Below are 16982 nucleotides of genomic sequence, written 5' to 3' on the forward strand. Positions count from 1 at the left end.
AACATGTTCAGAAAATTTATTGAACGACCGGTATTATCATCGGTCATATCGATTGTTATTGTCATTGTTGGCGTGTTGGGGATTACCACATTGCCCATTGAACAGTATCCGGATATTGCACCTCCAACCATTCGGGTGTCGGCTAACTACACCGGCGCCAGCGCCGAAACCGTGCTGAAAAGTGTGGTGGTGCCGTTGGAAGAACAGATCAACGGGGTAGAGGACATGACCTACATGACTTCTTCTTCCATGAACAACGGGCGTGCAAACATTGAAGTGTATTTTAAGCAAGGGGTTGACCCCGACATGGCTGCGGTAAACGTTCAGAACCGGGTTACCCAGGCCACCAATATGCTTCCTGCAGAGGTGGTAAAAGCCGGGGTGATTACCGCCAAGCGCCAGAGTAGTATTCTGTTGATTACTTCGTTGTACAGCCCGGATGGGACATACGATGAAACCTTTATTCAGAACTATGCCAATATCAACCTGATTCCGATGTTTAAGCGGATTAGTGGTGTTGGAGAGGCGATGATTTTTGGTGCCAAGGATTATTCCATGCGTATTTGGTTGAAACCGGACGTACTGGCTGCTTACAAACTGGAGCCACGCGATGTGATGGCTGCTTTGAATGAGCAAAGTTTGGAGGCTGCCCCCGGACGTTTCGGAGAACTGAATAACCAGACCTACGAGTACATTCTGAAATACAAAGGAAAGCTATCTCAGCCCGAAGAATTTGAAAACATTATTATCCGGGCCGATCAAGACGGAAACATCCTTCGGTTAAAAGATGTGGCCGAAGTGGAACTGGGAGCACTTAGCTATTCGGTAACCACTACAGCGATGGGGAAACCGGGTGTGTCAATTGCCATTTTTCAGGCGGCCGGATCCAATGCGCGCGAAGTAATTTCGCAAGCCAAAGCCACCCTGGAAGAGGCGTCTAAATCGTTTCCTGAAGGTCTGGATTATACCATTCTGAATGATACGAATGAGTTCCTGGACAGCTCAATTAACAAGGTGTTGAAAACGTTGGTTGAAGCGTTGGTGCTGGTTATCCTGGTTGTTTTTATCTTCTTACAGAACTTCAGGGCAACCTTGATTCCGGCAATTGCTGTTCCGGTATCTATTATTGGTACCTTCTTCTTCTTGAGCTTGTTTGGGTTTACCATCAACATGTTAACCTTGTTTGCCTTGGTACTGGCCATCGGTATTGTGGTGGATGATGCCATTGTGGTGGTGGAAGCCGTGCATGCCAAGCTTGATGGTGGTGCTAAAAACGGAAAAACAGCAGCCATTTCGGCCATGAATGAAATTTCAGGTGCGATTGTGGCCATTACCTTGGTGATGTCGGCCGTGTTTGTGCCGGTAACTTTTATTTCCGGATCAACCGGGGTTTTCTACAAGCAGTTCGGAATTACGCTGGCTGTGGCCATTATCCTGTCGGCCGTAAATGCCTTGACATTGAGCCCGGCCTTATGTGCGATTTTCCTGAAACCAGAGCATGAAGATCCTTCGAAAAAGAAAAACCTGAAAGAGCGGATGTATGCTTCGTTCAATACGGCTTTTGATGCGATGACCGAAAAATACCGGAAAACCACCATGTTCTTTTTGAACCGGAAGTGGGTGGCTGTTTCCGTGATTGTTGTCTTTGTCGGAATTATGGGATATCTGATGAAAACAACGCCAACGGGCTTTGTACCCAACGAAGATACCGGAAGTATTTTCCTGGATATTAGTATGCCTCCGGCTACGTCATCCGAAAAGACCTTGATTGTAGCCGAGCAGGTTGACTCCATGCTAACAGCGATTCCTGAAATAGCCGGGCGTTCTACCGTAGCGGGTTATTCTTTGATTAGTGGGGCTGGAAGTTCGTATGCCATGGTAATTTGTAAGCTGAAACCTTTTGCCGAGCGTACCGAGAAGAGCCAGGGAGTGAACAGTGTTATTGCCCGCATTTACCAGGCGACAGCCGGAATTCGCGATGCCCGGGTAATTGCTTTTGCACCTCCTATGGTTCCAGGATTTGGAGTTTCCGGTGGTTTTACCCTTGAACTGGAAGATAAGACCGGTGGCGATATTAAGAAGTTTGAGCAGATCAGTAACAACTTCCTGATGAAGCTGAACCAGCGTCCCGAAGTCCAGTATGCGATTACCTCATTCAGCACCAACTTCCCGCAGTACGAAGTGGATGTGAATGTAGCTGTTTGTAAGCAGGCCGGCGTAGGAGTTAATTCCGTGTTGGGTGCCTTGCAAGGATATATTGGTGGTTACTATGCTTCAGATTTTAACCGGTTCGGAAAACAGTTCCGGGTGATGGTTCAGGCTGATCCGAGCTACCGGGGTAATCCGGAGGACCTTTCAAGTATTAAAGTCAGAACCGGCAACGGAGAAATGGCTCCAATCACGCAGTTTGTTGCGCTGAAGCGGGTGTTTGGTCCCGAAAGTTTGAAGCGATTCAACATGTACACGGCCATTTCTGTGACCGGAGCGCCTAACCCCGGATTCAGTACCGGTGATGCTATTGCTGCAGTGCAGGAAGTAGCAGAGCAGGAACTGCCAATGGGTTATGGATACGACTTTTCAGGATTGACACGGGAGGAATTGGCCTCGGGAAGTACAACGGTTATCATCTTTATTTTGTGTGTGGTTTTTGTTTACTTCCTGTTGTCTGCACAATACGAAAGTTTTATTCTGCCTTTGTCAATTCTCTTTTCGTTACCCGTGGGGATTGCCGGTTCATACATTTTTGCCCGCATCATGGGGGTTGAAAACAACATCTACCTGCAAATTTCACTGATCATGTTGATTGGTTTGCTGGCTAAGAATGCTATTCTGATTGTTGAGTTTGCCTTGCAACGCCGCCATGAGGGAATGACCATCATGCAATCGGCGATTGAAGGGGCGGTAGCTCGTTTACGTCCGATTTTGATGACCTCGATCGCCTTTATTGTTGGTTTGCTGCCTTTAATTGTTGGTGGTGGAGTAGGAGCTAATGGAAACCGTTCAATTGGTGTGGGAGCCGTAGGCGGAATGCTTATCGGTACCTTCATCGGTATCCTGGTTATTCCAGCCATGTATGTTATTTTCCAAACGCTTCAGGAGAAAGTGAAGAAACCGGAACAAACAGAAATTTCAGAGATGAACAGCCTGGATTAATCGTTCAGCGCAATTAAGAGAAATTATGAGAACAAAATCAATCAAAAATATACTCTTCATTATCGGAATCTCGGGGCTGCTGGTATCATGCAGCAGTTCCCGGCATTTCCAAAAGAAGGATGTTAACACCGAAGGGCTTTTTGGCGTTGAGGTGACTGACTCGGCTAACCTGGCCGAAAAACCCTGGCAGGAGCTTTTTAGCGATTCAAAGTTGAAAGCCCTCATTCAGGAAGGACTGGACAATAACCTGGATCTTCAGATGGCCGTTCAGAAAATTGCGGAAGCTGAAGCCTATTTCGGTCAAAGTAAAGCCGCCTTGTTGCCAGGAGTAACTGCGCAGGGATCGGTGGTGCATAGCCGTAATTCGGAATCGACCAATCCTGCTGGTCCCCGCGAATTGGATATCTACCAGCTCAATGCCCAGGCAAGCTGGGAACTGGATATTTGGGGAAAGTTGCGCAGCTCGAAACGGGCCGCTTATGCCAACTTGCTGGCCAGCGATGCCGGACATAAAGCGGTGCAAACACGGCTGATTGCCAACATTGCTTCAGCCTATTACAGCCTGCTGGCCTTGGATGCCAAACTGGAAATTACCCGCGAAACGGTGAAGAACAACATTGACCTGGTGGAAACTATGAAAGTGTTGAAAGAGAATGGCCGGGTAACGGGGGCGGCTATTGTGCAGAGTGAAGCGGCTCGTTACGCAGCCGAAGTTACCCTGCCGGATTTGGAGCATCAGATTCGGGAAGTCGAAAACGGGTTGAGCATGCTTTTAGGGCGGACTCCTGGCCCGATTGAACGCGGAAGTCTGGCCGACCAGGAAGTGGCAAGTCTGCTGCAAACCGGGGTTCCGGCTCAGCTGTTGGAAAACCGTCCGGATGTGATGCAAGCCCAGTATGGGGTGATGAGTGCTTACGAAATGACCAACAGCGCCAAGGCGTATTTCTTTCCTTCGGTAACACTAACGGCAAACGCTGGTTTTGAAGCGCTGGACCTGGCTGATCTGCTTGATCCTTCTTCGTTCGCTGCCAATGTTATTGGTGGGTTGGCTTCGCCTATTTTTAACCGGAAAGCCAATACCACACGGCTGAAGGTGGCACGTGCCCAGCAGGAATCAGCTTTGTTAGGTTTGCGTCAGACTTTGCTGAATGCCGGCCAGGAAGTGAACAATGCTTTGGGGCTTTACGATGCTTCTGAAGCGAAGATTGTGTTGCGCGAAAAGCAGTTGTCAGCCCTCGAAAAATCGGTTGACTATACCAACGAGCTGTTGACATACGGATCGGCAACCTATACCGAGGTGTTGAATGCCCAACAAAGTTTGCTGGCCGCACAGCTTAGCAATGTGAATGACCATGTGCAGCAGCTGAATGCTGTAGTGTCGCTATACCGTGCATTGGGTGGCGGATGGAAATAAATCCTTTCATGTTTAGTTATAACTTCAAAGGCCGGGTTCTTGTAATCCGGCCTTTTTTTATGCTTTCCCTTTGCGGGTTATTACTTTGGAAAATGTTTCCAGATGGCTGCAAAAAGCAAAATCCAGCCGGCAATAAAACTTAGTCCGCCAATGGGCGTTATGGCACCCAGCCATTTGATTCCGCTGATGGTCAGAATGTACAGGCTTCCGGAGAAAATCAGGATTCCGATGATGAGGCAAATGGCTGACCAGTTGATCAGGCTTGATGGCATTTGCATGGCCAAAGCACCCACCAGAAGTAGTCCAAGGGCATGGTAAAAATGGTATTCAACACCGGTTTTGTAGATTTGCATCATATTGGGCGACATCTTGTCTTTCAGGCCGTGGGCGCCAAAAGCACCCAAAATAACAGCGACTACTAAAAAGCCGGCTCCTGTAAGTAGTATGGTTTTGCTCATAAGTATGGTTTTAAAATGCTTGCTAGTAAAACAACGTCAAGCTGATTTTGTTAGACAGCCGCAGTTTTCCTTGCTCTGGGAAGTTGTTTTTCAGTGTGTTGTCGGATTTAATTACCGGGCAGTACCAATTGAATGCCCCAAAAGTCAACAATATACGATGCATCACGTTTGGAATAAGGGATGTAGCCGGATTGGAAGGTTGACTTTTATAACATCAAGCATTCGGATGTTTCCTGGTTTTCAGCTTCGAATTGATCACTAAAAAGACAATAAAAATGAGAACAAAATTGGATTTGCTGGTTTGGAGATACCTTGTCCCAATGCTTCGCCCGGAAATGTTTCAATGGAAGATTTTTCAGTTTCTGGCTGTGGGCTATAGTCTTTGCTATTCAATACCTCGCCGGTTGATGAAGCACTACTTTTGGGGACAAGGGAGGCCTGTAACGGTTGATGCCCGTGAATTGCTGAAGGATAATCCGCATTTGCTGCCGCTGATTCAGGAGCAAACCCAAAGCAAGATGGAAGGAAAGCTGACTATCTCGCAATTGCTGATCACTGATCCCCAATGGAAATATTCGGTGGGTTCCTTCCGGCTTTTTTTCAAACGTCAGGCGGAAGGGGTGGAGTTGCAACTTCGGTCAAACTACGATTATCAGTCAGAGTCTGCCCGCTTAACTGGTCATTTGCACCAGGCGCTTGCTTCATCTGCCCAAACAAGGGGCTTTTTAATAACCAGCCCACCATTTTGGTTGAGCAACACCGAGCTGGAAGCACAGCCGGTCTGGAGCGAAATCCAGCCGACCCTTCCTTTAGCCTGTTACCTTTTGGTGTAAAAACAGGAGCTGTTTACTTCAGCCCTTTGTAGAACAGTTTGCCGGTACCCAGCAAGCCAGCAAAGGCCATGACGGCAAACACGAGGCTGCCGATAGCGATTTGCATTCCACCGGAAATGGCATGACCGCTGGTACAACCGCCAGCCATGCGCGCGCCAAAAATCATGATGAAACCACCCGCAAAAGCCCAAACCAAGCGTTTAGCAGAGGAGTTGCCTTTGTATTTTTGCCAGTTTTCGTGAATGAGGGTGAGTTTGAAATCTTTCCGAAGAAGTGATAATACCAGCCCTGAAAGAAAAGCACCCCCTAAAAAGAGCAACTGCCAGCTTCCGGAAGCTTCAATCTTTTCGAAGTAGGCATTGGATGTTGTGCCGGTCAGTAAATCACCCAGGTAAGGGTAAACCGTTGAGGCACCAATGGGGCGGTTGAAGGTCGCTGTTGAAAAGATGATTACATTGAGCAGGGCCAGCGCAATTCCTGCTCCAATCCATTTTTTACTTGTGCTTTTTTCAAGTTTGTGGACCCCAAAAGCTGCCGCGATAAAAACCAGGCCAATGACAACAACAAGCAGGTAGAAGACCGTTGGATTTTCGCCCGTTAGCGAGTGCAACGAAATTTTCCCCAGGTTGGCTCCCAGCAGCGGTTCAATGCTTGGCAATACAAGGGTGTAAACCCATCCGCCCAGCATTCCGCCAATAATTCCGGTTAAGGCATCCAGCGATCCTTCGCCCAGCGAAATGGCCAGCGTGCCGGGGCAATAGCCCAGAACAGCCATGCCAATACCAAAAATTAATCCCCCAATCAGGATACCTCCAACCATAAAGGGCTTGACATGATAGGTGGCCAATCCCAGCCCGATTTCAAAGTTAATTAGAATTACACCTACCCCGATGGCCAGCGCAATGGTTTTGGCAACGGTCAGGTCTTCGAGTGTGGCCATGCCACTAATAACGTTATACTTGTTGAGGCTGGCGTGTTGGAGAGCTGCGCCAAACAGAAATCCGAAAACGAGAATTAAGAGGGTCATTTTGTGTGTTGTTGGTTTTGGCTGGCAAGTTAAACTTTTTTCAACGAAGCGACTTTGATATCCGTCATTTTAATGGCTTGGAGCACCAGCGACTGTTGTAAAACAGGGCCTTTTATCCGAAGAAATGTTAAAAGCCAACGTCCTGGAATTGCGTTGAAACGCACTTCGGACATTGGCTTTACTCCGCAGGAGTGGCGGTTTTTAATCCGTTCTGGTTTCAGCTTCCTGAGCATCAACCACGGCAATGGCAACCAGGTTGACAATTTCGCGTACCGAGCTTTCCATTTGCAACACATGAATCGGCTTTTTCATGCCCAACAGAATGGGGCCTATGGCTTTGGCGGTTCCCAGTTCCTGTAAAACCTTGTACAGAATGTTGCCTGAGCTGAGGTTCGGACAAATCAGCACATTGGCATCGTGTTCTCCCAGCTTGGAAAAGGGGAATTTGCGTTTCCGCAAGGCTCCGTTTAAGGCGTAGTTGGCTTGCATTTCGCCATCAACCATCAGTTCGGGATGCGTTTCATGCAAAATTCGCACAGCTTCGCGGGCACGCACCGGACTACCCTTGCCCTTAAAGGCTCCAAAGTTGGAGTAGCTTAGAACAGCGATGCGAGGTTCAATTTTAAAGCGCTTCACTTCGTTGGCTACCAATAACGTGGTGTCGGCAATTACCTGAGGCTCCGGGTCCGAGTTCACGGTAGTGTCGGCCAAAAATAGCGGTCCTTTTTTGGTCAACATCACATACATGCCGGCCAGGTGGTTAACATCGCCCCGGGTGCCAATAACCTGCAAGGCCGGACGAATGGTGTCGGCGTATTTGCGTGAGAAGCCTGAGATGAAAGCATCGGCCTCACCGGTTTCCACCATGATGCAGCCAAAGTAATCGTGGTTGTAAGTTTTTTCGAAGGCTTCTTCCAGGCTCATGCCTTTGCGTTTGCGCTTTTCATAAAGTACTTCGGCTAACTGGTGTCTGCGGGTATCCGAAATATCGCGGAAAATGTCGATGATGGGGACATCGGACAAGTCGAGTTGGTTGTTGGCCAAAATGGTTTCAATGGTTTTTCGGCTTCCCAACAGGATGGGGCGGGCAATGCCCTGATCCACAACAAAACGGGCTGCCTTCAGCATTTTTAGGTTATTGGCATCGGCAAAAACCACCCGCTTCGGATGTTGTTTGGCCTTGTTGCAGATGGTCATAATCAGCTTGTTTTCCAAGCCCAGGCGAGCACTCAGCTCACGTTCGTATTCGTCCCAGTCGGCAATGGGTTTGCCGGCTACGCCCGAGTCCATGGCGGCGCGGGCAACAGCAGGCGCTACGGTGGTAATGAGGCGGGGATCCAATGGTTTGGGAATGATGTAGTCGCGTCCAAACACAATGTTCTCCATGTTATAAGCTTTGGTAACCAGCTCCGGAACATATTTCTTGGCCAGATCAGCCAGGGCTTTTACGGCAGCAATTTTCATTTCTTCGTTGATGGTGCGGGCACGGACATCCAGGGCGCCGCGAAAGATAAACGGGAAGCCCAAAACATTGTTAATTTGATTGGGATAGTCACTTCGTCCCGTGGCCATAATCACATCCTTGCGGGCGCTGGTGGCATCTTCGTAGGAGATTTCCGGGGTGGGGTTGGCCATGGCAAAAACAATGGGGTCTTCGGCCATGGATCGGATCATTTCCTTGTTGACCACATTGCCTACCGACAAGCCTAGAAAAACATCTGCACCAATCATGGCTTCTTTCAGGGTTTTGATGGTTCTGGAGGTGACAAACTGCTGCTTGGCGGAGTTCAGATCCGTGCGGCTTTCGTTTAACACACCCTTGCTGTCGAGCATAACCATGTTGCCTTTTTTTACACCGAGGCTGGTGTAAAGCTTGGCACAGGAGATGGCTGCTGCGCCGGCTCCGTTGATAACCACTTTGATTTGATCCAGTTCCTTGCCATTCAGTTCCAGGGCATTTAACAGGCCGGCCCCCGAAATAATTGCTGTGCCATGCTGATCGTCGTGAAATACCGGGATGTCGAGCGCTTCTTTCAGCTTTTCTTCTATCTCGAAACACTCGGGCGCTTTAATGTCTTCCAGGTTGATGCCGCCAAAGGTGGGAGCGATGGCCTTTACCACTTCAATCAGTTTTTGCGGGTCCTTCTCGTTCACTTCAATGTCGAACACATCCACATCGGCAAAAATCTTAAACAACATGCCTTTGCCTTCCATCACAGGTTTCCCGGCCAGTGGCCCAATGTCGCCCAGCCCCAACACCGCCGTACCATTCGAGACAACAGCTACCAGGTTGCCTTTCGAGGTGTAGCGGTAAACTTCTTCCGGATCCTGCTCAATTTCGCGGCAGGGCTGAGCTACCCCCGGCGTGTAAGCCAGCGATAAATCGTACTGTGTGTCGTGTGGTTTGGTTGGAATAACTTCGATTTTCCCGGGGCGGCCTTTCTCATGATACCATAAAGCATCTTCGTAAACTGATTTTTTCATGGTCGGCAGATTTTTGTCTTATCAATTTACGAAAATCTGACTTGAAAATCAATGGCTTATCCAAGACCTGCAAAGGAGGCATTTCGGGCTTTTCAGCGGGGTGGGCAAAGGCGAAAGGCCTGAGTGGGCTTAAGAATCAGACTCTTTTGTACATACAATTTCGTATTTGATGTTCCCCGGATCCTTGAAAAAGACGGCATAATAATGCTCTCCATACTCGGGGTAACGTTTGGGTGGGGTAACAATGGTGGCTTCGAATTGCAGTAATTGCTGGTAAGCATGGTCAACTTCAGCGCGCGATTCGGCTTTGAAGGCCAGGTGGTGCAAGGCACCAGGTTTGCGGCGGTTGATTGAATCGTTTACAAAGGCTTTGCGCGGCGAAGTAATGGCAAAGGCCAATAACTCGTGGGTATATTCAATGACATGAAAATCATGTGCCTCAATATAGGCGCGAACTTTATTTTTGATGTCAAATCCCAGAATAGGAAGAAACTGATCGTAAAACTTTTCTGCAACCTGCAGGTCTTTCACAGTGATCTGAATGTGGTCGATAATCGGATTCATTGGGTGTTGAGTTTCGTTATTGATTGGAGTGCTCAAATTCGGGATGCAGTTTAGTCAATATTTCTGAATTTCCCAGCGCTGCCGCGCGATTGCCTCACGTGGTAGCAGAGGGCGAGCGGCGCACTGGCGGACTATTAGTCCGTCAGCCGTCTACTCGATTACCAAACGTTTTTCATTTTTCACACTCCAATATTCCGGAAATTAATATCTTATATTTTTGAATATCCTTTCTAAATTTATTTTGTACTGCAACCCATAACACGGTTCCGATAGCTAATAGTATTCCTCCAACTATATATAATGAAGCATTGCTACTTATTCCTGATATTATTGTGATTAAAAAAAACAAGCCTAAAAAGATATGTGTAAATACTATCAATCTTATTAATAAATGTTGATTAAAAACAATTACCACATCGGTCTTATTTTCTGTATCAGTTTTTAATAATTCTCCATTAATAATAGTCCAATTTTGGAATGCCATATACCATACATAAAGAACCCGTTTACGCACTCTAAAGGATATTGAATTATTTTTTTCCTGATTTAAATTAAATACAAATCCGTTAACAGTTCCAAGTGCGGATTCTAACTTCTTACTAATCTCGTTAGGACTACTGTTTACTCTAAAATTCCATGCTTTCATATTATCGTTTTTAAATGTTTGGTAACGGTAAATTGTATGAGTAGTGGCAGATTGCGTGCTAATTTCCTGTCAAACCGCTACGCTTTTTGAGCGGGCTACAAACCTTTATATTTCGCACTTTTACTGCCATTACTTATACAAAATGTTAACATTAGTATTTTCCATTCATTTGAAAATTCTGCCATCTTTCTTTCTCTAGTTCAAAACTATAGTTCTCTATTATTGTCGTAAAATATTCTTCCAATGATATTGAACCTGTCTCATATTCTTTTAGTTGCTCATAGAAGAATGGGATTAAAGTAAGTCCATAAGAATATTGATTGTTTATTTCGTTCAATGTTTTTTCTTTACTATAGTTAAAATGTTTTTCTCGTAAAATGTAGTCGATTGTCCGAACCATACATTCGCTAATGAAAGGATAGCCTCCGACATAGTTCCCATGCATTTTCTTCATGCGTTCACTGAAACCAACCCTGCTTGCATCTAAAAGCTTTTTTATTTGTTTTTGTGTAAATCCGTCTACAATTGGATTAATTACGTTGTGCAAGGCTTCATGATAAAAAGCTTGTGGACCTGGTTCTTCTATTCTGGGAGAGACAACAATATAAATTTGCGAGTTTGAATATTCTGTAAAACCACTTTCGTTTTGCATAAAAGGACAAATATTGAAAACAATCTTTTTTACATTAAAGATATCTTTTGAACATCTACAATATTCGAGAATATCGTCAATTGCCAAACTTGAAAATGGAATATATTGATAATTTGCTTCACGTAGTTTACTCTCGTACTTCTTCCACAAGTCCGATATTTTTGCTACTTTATAAAATTCGTTTATTAATTCTAAATAGGTCGAATCTTTTTTTGCTGGGTGGTTTAAATTGAGAGAATCAGGTAGCCATATGAAGTGAGGCGGGTCTGATAATGAAAATGCCTTTTTACCAATAGAAGCAAAAAAATCATTTTTACTTGCCTCCGAAATTTTATCTTTATACTCAATAGTCAAAATAGAATCTAAAGAATTTCTTAATCCAATTCTATCAATTGACATAGAATCTGTATTTTCAAAGTCATAACCAGAAATGTTTGCAAACGCCATTGTTGTAAATAACCGAATGTCTGGCTCAAAGTCAAACAGAGTTGTATCATAATCAACTTTGTTATTTGCCAAATGCTCTATTTGTAAATTCGAGTCCTTCTCCTTAACGTTTGATTTATTGGAACAACTTATAAAAACTAAAAGAACGCAAAATAGTAGTAAAAGGTACTTCATTGGTTTTTAATATTAACACTTGTATACCCACAGTCTTGTGGATATATTCGCTTTAGCTGGATGTGTTTTTGCTGGTTAAAACGCTGCTTGTGTGCGGTGGGTGTCCGTTGGTTAGTACTGTCATTGGTTTTTTCTTTTTAGGTTTCGCCGATCAATTTACAAAACTTTACAAAATGTATACATCAGGATGGGCATTTTTATTTTGGTTCGAAACAACTGAAATCCTGCCTGTCCTTTGGTTGAGCGAAGCGGCAGCGCAAGGCGAGCTGTCTTGAGTTTGCAATTCAAATCTCATAAGTGTCTGCATACTTATTAAGTCCGGGTATACCCAAGACCATTTTCCCCGCTCCTCAAGATTAGGGCTTTTGTTGATGAACGCATGACCGATTTTTCAATTGCTGTCATTTCCCCGGCTTGCCGCGTCCTGCCGATGTTCTGGCGCCCCACCGACACCGTCTGGCTGGTCGCTGAGTTCGTCTGGCAGGTTGGCAGCATTGTCTGGCGGGTCGCTGAGTTCATCTGGCTACCAGGCACCATCGTCCGGTGGGTGGGGGTAGTGTAAACGCTATTTGGAAAACCCATAACCGAAGGCACGAGCTTACGAGCGTAAGAAGGTATGAGATCACGAACCGATTCGCAGCAAGACCTAAGTCCTCCACTTCACCGGAAGGAGAAAAGTTCGGCCTGCGAGGGTTTTGAAACAGACAACAAGGGAAGGAATCTGCGCCGGGACTAGCTAAGAAAAGCCTGTAAAGCGTGCTTGGGGAGAGTTTTGAAATAAGCTGTGCCGATTTAATCAGGCAGTTACGGAGATTCTATTTCCAACTTCACCGCAAGAAAAGAAAAGCCTCGTTTACACTGTAGCCTTAACAACAAAATCACCTCGTCAGCGGTATACCGGTGCCACTCCTCCTTGAAAAAAAAGGAGGAGAGAAGAACGCATCAGTAAACGGTAGCTCACAAGCTGACAGCTACCGCTGGCGACAATTTTTAATCGATGCCTTGCCTGCAAACTTTTGCTTTTCACTGCACAACACGGGGCACACACTTGCGCCAGAGGGCACCGCGATTATTAAATTCTTTGCTGAGTCGGAATAGTTTTACAGAATTTTCTCCCAAAAATACATGCGTTCGTAGCAGTCGTCGTAGCCGGCTTTTCGGTAAAGCTTTTGCGCGTTGTAGTTGTCGTGCCGGACTTCCAGGTTAATGCGGCAATAGCCTTGTTGCTTCACAAAGTCGGCAATCGCATCGAGCAGGAACCGGCCTACTCCTTTTCCTCTGAAATCGGGGTGCACCACAAAGTCATGAATATTGAGCAGGGGCTTGGCCTGAAAGGTGGAGAAGTTTTTATTGCAGTTGGCCAGGGCTGCATATTGGCCGTCGGCTACAGCAAAAAATCCAAGGTAGCCAGGGTAATTACGCAAGCCTTCCAGAATTTTCGGCGCTTGGCCTTCGGGCATGGGCGCATTATCGCCCATTTCGTCTTGCATGTAAAGATCCAATAAACGAATGAGTTGCTGGCAGTGCTGCTCGTTGTCGAGCTGGATGGGTACAAACGAATAGTCCATTGTTTTTTGGGGCTAAATGTAATGAAAATGCTCAAAAAGCCCGGAGGGAAGACCCCCTTTTTGGCTGCTTGTTCTTACAAGTAACAAGGCCTGGCGTTGATCAATTGGGTGTTTTTGAACTTTGGAGCCATGGCTGCTGAAGGCAAGGAATTAGCCATTCTGAACAAAAAAAGATGAACACTGGCTTAAAATCCTTATTTTCGCAGCTATAACTAATGCCATGACAACACTATGAAGAATTTGGTAATTATACCAACCTACAATGAAAAGGAGAATGTTGAAGAGATGATTCGAACGGTGTTTTCACTTCAAACACCTTTTCAGATTTTGATTATTGAAGACGGCTCACCGGATGGGACAGGTGCTATTGTAAAGCGCTTGCAATCTGAATTTGAGGGCAAGCTGCACCTCATTGAGCGGGAAGGGAAATTGGGTTTGGGAACTGCCTATCTTACCGGTTTTAAGTGGGCCCTTGAAAAAGGGTACGACTACATTTTCGAAATGGATTGTGATTTTTCGCATCCGCCCGAAGACCTGGAAAACCTGTTTAAGGCCTGTAATGAGGGAGGAGCCGATATGGCCATTGGATCGCGCTACATCAAAGGCATTAATGTTATTAACTGGCCGTTGGGACGGGTGTTGATGTCGTATTTCGCTTCGGTATATGTACGGCTGGTTACCGGCATGAAAATCATGGACACAACGGCAGGCTTTAAGTGCTATTCGCGCCGTGTGCTGGAAACAATCGATCTGGATGACATTCGCTTGAAAGGGTATGGCTTTCAGATTGAGATGAAATTTACCGCCTGGAAACATGGGTTTAACTTAGTGGAAGTGCCCATTATTTTTACTGAGCGGCAGGAAGGAACCTCCAAAATGAGCGGTGGCATTTTTAACGAAGCCTTGTGGGGGATTCTGAAAATGAAGATGAGAAGCTGGTTTAAAAAATATCCGGGCTATAAGTCTTAAACCTGAGTTTATACCGGAAAAACAGTAGGTTGATTGGTGAACAAAAACCGCTGTTAACCGATTTATATAAGGATTTTAGGGCTGCAGAAATGTAGCCTTTTCAATTTTTGTTTCGTAATTTATACCGAGAATTTTAAAGTACTGAAAGCATGAAAACCATCATTCACAAGGCGACGATTGTTAACGAAGGAACCCGGTTTGAGGGAAGTTTATTGATTGAAGATGAATTCATCCAACGGATTTTTAAAGACGAGGAGGTTCCGGAAACGCTGATGAACGAAGCAACGGTTATTGATGGGAGCGGAAAGTTGTTAATTCCGGGAGCAATTGATGATCAGGTGCATTTTCGTGAGCCCGGGCTGACCCATAAAGGCGAGATAGCCACCGAGTCGCGGGCAGCTCTGGCAGGAGGAATCACTTCGTATATGGAGATGCCCAACACCAAACCACAGGCAACCACCCAGGCCGAGCTGGCCAAAAAATATGCGCGGGCGTCGGAAGTCTCGGCGGTCAACTATTCGTTTTACATGGGTGCCACCAATGATAATTTGGATGAAGTGTTGAAAACTGATCCGAGTCAGGTGTGCGGCATTAAAGTTTTTATGGGCTCGTCAACCGGGAATATGCTGGTGGACGACGAAGAAACTCTTTCCGAAATTTTTAAGCAGGCTCCGACCTTAATTGCTACGCATTGCGAAGACGAAGAAATTATTCAGCGCAACACCGAAATTTACCGCCAAAAGTATGGCGAAATTGTACCGATATCGCGTCATCCCCGCATTCGGAGTGCTGAAGCTTGTTATAAGTCATCCTCTAAAGCGGTGGAGCTGGCCCGGAAATTCGGAACCCGCCTGCATGTTTTGCATATTTCGACGGCCAAGGAAATGGAGTTGTTTGACGCCGGCCCGGTGAAGGATAAAAAAATTACAGCGGAAGTGTGTGTGCACCATCTTTGGTTTGAAGAAAAAGATTACATCGCTTACGGCACACGAATTAAATGGAATCCGGCGGTGAAATCGGCTGAAGACCGGCAAGCCTTGTGGGAAGCCCTGCTGGCCGACAAAATTGATGTGATTGCCACCGATCATGCCCCCCACACGCTGGATGAAAAATCGCACGCCTACTTTCAGGCTCCTTCGGGCGGGCCTTTGGTACAACATGCTTTGGTGGCCATGCTCGAATTTGTGAGCCAGGAAAAACTGACGGTGGAAAAAGTGGTGGAAAAGATGTGCCATGCACCGGCAGACTTGTTCCGCATCGATCGTCGTGGTTACATCCGCGAAGGTTATTATGCTGATTTGGTTTTAGTCAATCCGGATAAAAAATGGACGGTTTGCCCTGAAAATATTATCTATAAATGTGGCTGGTCTCCCTTTGAAGGGACCGAGTTTAGTCATCAGGTTTCTAAAACTTTTGTCAATGGGCAGTTGGCTTACGACCGGGGAGAAATTAAAAAAGACGTTCGGGGAAAACGCCTGGAATTTAGGGTGTAATCGTTGTTGCTAAAATATAAAAGAGGTCGTCCCAATGCTTTGCCTGGAGACGGCCTCTTGTTGTTTTAGTTTACTACAATAACCAAGTATTTGTTGGTTTCCCAAAAGCGATCGGGATCGCTGATTACCAACTTTTCCACAACATCATCGCCGGTTAACTCATAGCTGGCTGCCGGGTGCGTGGTGATGACCTTTGCCTTTTTCGAGTTCAGCGCAATTTCATCCACCGCACGAATATCAATCTTTGTAAACAGATCGGGATTAAAGTCTTTACGAAATTTCAGGCTGCGACCGATGCCTAAAAATCCACCTTCTTTTTCAATAATTCCATTTTCAACCAATTCTTTGGCTGTCCCAAATACATAATAGGCCGTATTGAGTTCCGATACTTTTTGGTCGATGGTTGTTGATTGCTCTTCCAGCAGCCTTTCCTGTTCCTGGGTCCGTTGCTGGGCGGCCATCAAGTCCTGGTTTAAGTTTGAAATGTTGAGTTGCAGCTTTTCAAGTTCAGCCTGAAGCGTCAGAATTTCGGCATCTTTTGACTCCAACTGATTGCTCATCATATTCAGCATTTCCTGCATCTCTGTCATCTTGTAACTGGAGTAATCCATCTTCTTTTGCTGAGACAAAACCAGTTCCCTGTTCTTTTGTAACAGCTCATTGATGAGAGCAATGTCGCGCAGCATTCTCTGGCGCTTGGTGGCCTGAGGTTCCGCATTGCTTTTTGATTGAATATCGACAATCTCTTGCAGTTTTTTAATCGAATCCAGGTTAGATTGAATTTCATTCATCGTGCCAATGAAGTCGGATATGGCGGCATCTTTTGTTTCGGCTACCTGTTGCAGGCTATCTTGTACAACTTGCATCCGGTCTAACTTTTTCTGGTTGCAGGAGGCGAGTAGTACCACAAGGGAAAGAATGAGTAATTTCTTCATGATCAGATTATTTTAGTCAAAGTTAAGGCGTTTCTGTTTATTCTTATCTATATATACGGGAAGGTTTGAATAATTATTTTCTGATGGCCTTTTTTTTCTTTTTATTATCCGTTTTGCCGGGTTAATTTGACCACCAGTAGTAATTGTTTTTTGCAGTTACTCTTC

At 45.8% G+C, this 16982-nt stretch carries 14 protein-coding genes; 6 read left to right on the top strand and 8 right to left on the bottom strand.

Annotated elements, in window-relative coordinates; all coding sequences use genetic code 11:
* The first annotated feature begins 3 nt into the window (after positions 1–3).
* A complete protein-coding gene (locus ACRD6K_RS01745; RefSeq protein ID WP_430971816.1) occupies positions 4–3153 on the top strand; it encodes an efflux RND transporter permease subunit in 3150 nt (1049 codons plus the stop codon).
* A 25-nt stretch (positions 3154–3178) separates the two neighbouring features.
* Positions 3179–4567 (top strand): TolC family protein, encoded by a 1389-nt coding sequence (locus ACRD6K_RS01750; RefSeq protein WP_430971817.1) that lies wholly within the window; start codon positions 3179–3181, stop codon positions 4565–4567.
* Positions 4568–4647: 80 nt separating this feature from the next.
* Here ACRD6K_RS01750 and ACRD6K_RS01755 read toward each other — a convergent pair whose 3' ends face one another.
* Positions 4648–5025, bottom strand: a complete 378-nt coding sequence (locus ACRD6K_RS01755) for a DUF423 domain-containing protein (RefSeq protein ID WP_430971818.1) — start codon at positions 5023–5025, stop codon at positions 4648–4650.
* Between the two features lie 275 nt (positions 5026–5300).
* Between ACRD6K_RS01755 and ACRD6K_RS01760 the strand changes: the two genes are divergently transcribed.
* Positions 5301–5858 carry a hypothetical protein gene (locus ACRD6K_RS01760; RefSeq protein ID WP_430971819.1) on the top strand — a complete coding sequence of 186 codons (558 nt, stop codon included), beginning with the start codon at positions 5301–5303 and terminating at the stop codon, positions 5856–5858.
* A gap of 13 nt (positions 5859–5871) precedes the next feature.
* Here ACRD6K_RS01760 and ACRD6K_RS01765 read toward each other — a convergent pair whose 3' ends face one another.
* The 5 genes from ACRD6K_RS01765 to ACRD6K_RS01785 form a co-directional block, all read right to left on the bottom strand.
* Positions 5872–6885, bottom strand: coding sequence for a YeeE/YedE thiosulfate transporter family protein (locus ACRD6K_RS01765; protein ID WP_430971820.1), 1014 nt, complete (start codon positions 6883–6885; stop codon positions 5872–5874).
* Between the two features lie 201 nt (positions 6886–7086).
* Positions 7087–9369 carry an NADP-dependent malic enzyme gene (locus ACRD6K_RS01770; protein ID WP_430971821.1) on the bottom strand — a complete coding sequence of 761 codons (2283 nt, stop codon included), beginning with the start codon at positions 9367–9369 and terminating at the stop codon, positions 7087–7089.
* 129 nt (positions 9370–9498) lie between these two features.
* A complete protein-coding gene (locus ACRD6K_RS01775) occupies positions 9499–9933 on the bottom strand; it encodes a VOC family protein (protein WP_430971822.1) in 435 nt (144 codons plus the stop codon).
* Positions 9934–10105: 172 nt separating this feature from the next.
* Positions 10106–10579, bottom strand: coding sequence for a hypothetical protein (locus ACRD6K_RS01780; protein ID WP_430971823.1), 474 nt, complete (start codon positions 10577–10579; stop codon positions 10106–10108).
* 151 nt (positions 10580–10730) lie between these two features.
* Positions 10731–11852, bottom strand: coding sequence for a hypothetical protein (locus ACRD6K_RS01785; RefSeq protein ID WP_430971824.1), 1122 nt, complete (start codon positions 11850–11852; stop codon positions 10731–10733).
* Positions 11853–12231: 379 nt separating this feature from the next.
* Between ACRD6K_RS01785 and ACRD6K_RS01790 the strand changes: the two genes are divergently transcribed.
* Entirely contained in the window at positions 12232–12414 is a 183-nt protein-coding gene (locus tag ACRD6K_RS01790) for a hypothetical protein (protein ID WP_430971825.1), read from the top strand.
* 538 nt (positions 12415–12952) lie between these two features.
* On the opposite strand, the gene ACRD6K_RS01795 is transcribed toward ACRD6K_RS01790, so the two are convergent.
* On the bottom strand, positions 12953–13420 hold the full coding sequence (locus tag ACRD6K_RS01795) for a GNAT family N-acetyltransferase (protein WP_430971826.1): 468 nt from the start codon (positions 13418–13420) through the stop codon (positions 12953–12955).
* A gap of 231 nt (positions 13421–13651) precedes the next feature.
* Between ACRD6K_RS01795 and ACRD6K_RS01800 the strand changes: the two genes are divergently transcribed.
* Both ACRD6K_RS01800 and ACRD6K_RS01805 read left to right on the top strand, forming a co-directional pair.
* Positions 13652–14389 (top strand): polyprenol monophosphomannose synthase, encoded by a 738-nt coding sequence (locus ACRD6K_RS01800; protein ID WP_430971827.1) that lies wholly within the window; start codon positions 13652–13654, stop codon positions 14387–14389.
* A gap of 149 nt (positions 14390–14538) precedes the next feature.
* Entirely contained in the window at positions 14539–15882 is a 1344-nt protein-coding gene (locus tag ACRD6K_RS01805) for a dihydroorotase (RefSeq protein ID WP_430971828.1), read from the top strand.
* A gap of 65 nt (positions 15883–15947) precedes the next feature.
* Here the strand turns inward: ACRD6K_RS01805 and ACRD6K_RS01810 are convergent, their stop codons facing one another.
* Positions 15948–16817, bottom strand: coding sequence for a Cbp1 family collagen-binding glycoprotein adhesin (locus tag ACRD6K_RS01810; RefSeq protein ID WP_299578157.1), 870 nt, complete (start codon positions 16815–16817; stop codon positions 15948–15950).
* Between the last annotated feature and the right edge of the window lie 165 nt (positions 16818–16982).

Origin of the sequence: Sunxiuqinia rutila (genome assembly GCF_050589705.1) — a bacterium.
Classification (GTDB): Bacteria; Bacteroidota; Bacteroidia; order Bacteroidales; family Prolixibacteraceae; genus Sunxiuqinia; species Sunxiuqinia rutila.

Coding starts and splice junctions, on each gene's coding strand:
- ACRD6K_RS01750 (WP_430971817.1), top strand. CDS start 3,179: ATGAGAACAAAATCAATCAAAAATATACTCTTCATTATCGGAATCTCG.
- ACRD6K_RS01765 (WP_430971820.1), bottom strand. CDS start 6,885: ATGACCCTCTTAATTCTCGTTTTCGGATTTCTGTTTGGCGCAGCTCTC.
- ACRD6K_RS01785 (WP_430971824.1), bottom strand. CDS start 11,852: ATGAAGTACCTTTTACTACTATTTTGCGTTCTTTTAGTTTTTATAAGT.
- ACRD6K_RS01780 (WP_430971823.1), bottom strand. CDS start 10,579: ATGAAAGCATGGAATTTTAGAGTAAACAGTAGTCCTAACGAGATTAGT.
- ACRD6K_RS01790 (WP_430971825.1), top strand. CDS start 12,232: ATGACCGATTTTTCAATTGCTGTCATTTCCCCGGCTTGCCGCGTCCTG.
- ACRD6K_RS01810 (WP_299578157.1), bottom strand. CDS start 16,817: ATGAAGAAATTACTCATTCTTTCCCTTGTGGTACTACTCGCCTCCTGC.
- ACRD6K_RS01745 (WP_430971816.1), top strand. CDS start 4: ATGTTCAGAAAATTTATTGAACGACCGGTATTATCATCGGTCATATCG.
- ACRD6K_RS01755 (WP_430971818.1), bottom strand. CDS start 5,025: ATGAGCAAAACCATACTACTTACAGGAGCCGGCTTTTTAGTAGTCGCT.
- ACRD6K_RS01770 (WP_430971821.1), bottom strand. CDS start 9,369: ATGAAAAAATCAGTTTACGAAGATGCTTTATGGTATCATGAGAAAGGC.
- ACRD6K_RS01795 (WP_430971826.1), bottom strand. CDS start 13,420: ATGGACTATTCGTTTGTACCCATCCAGCTCGACAACGAGCAGCACTGC.
- ACRD6K_RS01805 (WP_430971828.1), top strand. CDS start 14,539: ATGAAAACCATCATTCACAAGGCGACGATTGTTAACGAAGGAACCCGG.
- ACRD6K_RS01800 (WP_430971827.1), top strand. CDS start 13,652: ATGAAGAATTTGGTAATTATACCAACCTACAATGAAAAGGAGAATGTT.
- ACRD6K_RS01760 (WP_430971819.1), top strand. CDS start 5,301: ATGAGAACAAAATTGGATTTGCTGGTTTGGAGATACCTTGTCCCAATG.
- ACRD6K_RS01775 (WP_430971822.1), bottom strand. CDS start 9,933: ATGAATCCGATTATCGACCACATTCAGATCACTGTGAAAGACCTGCAG.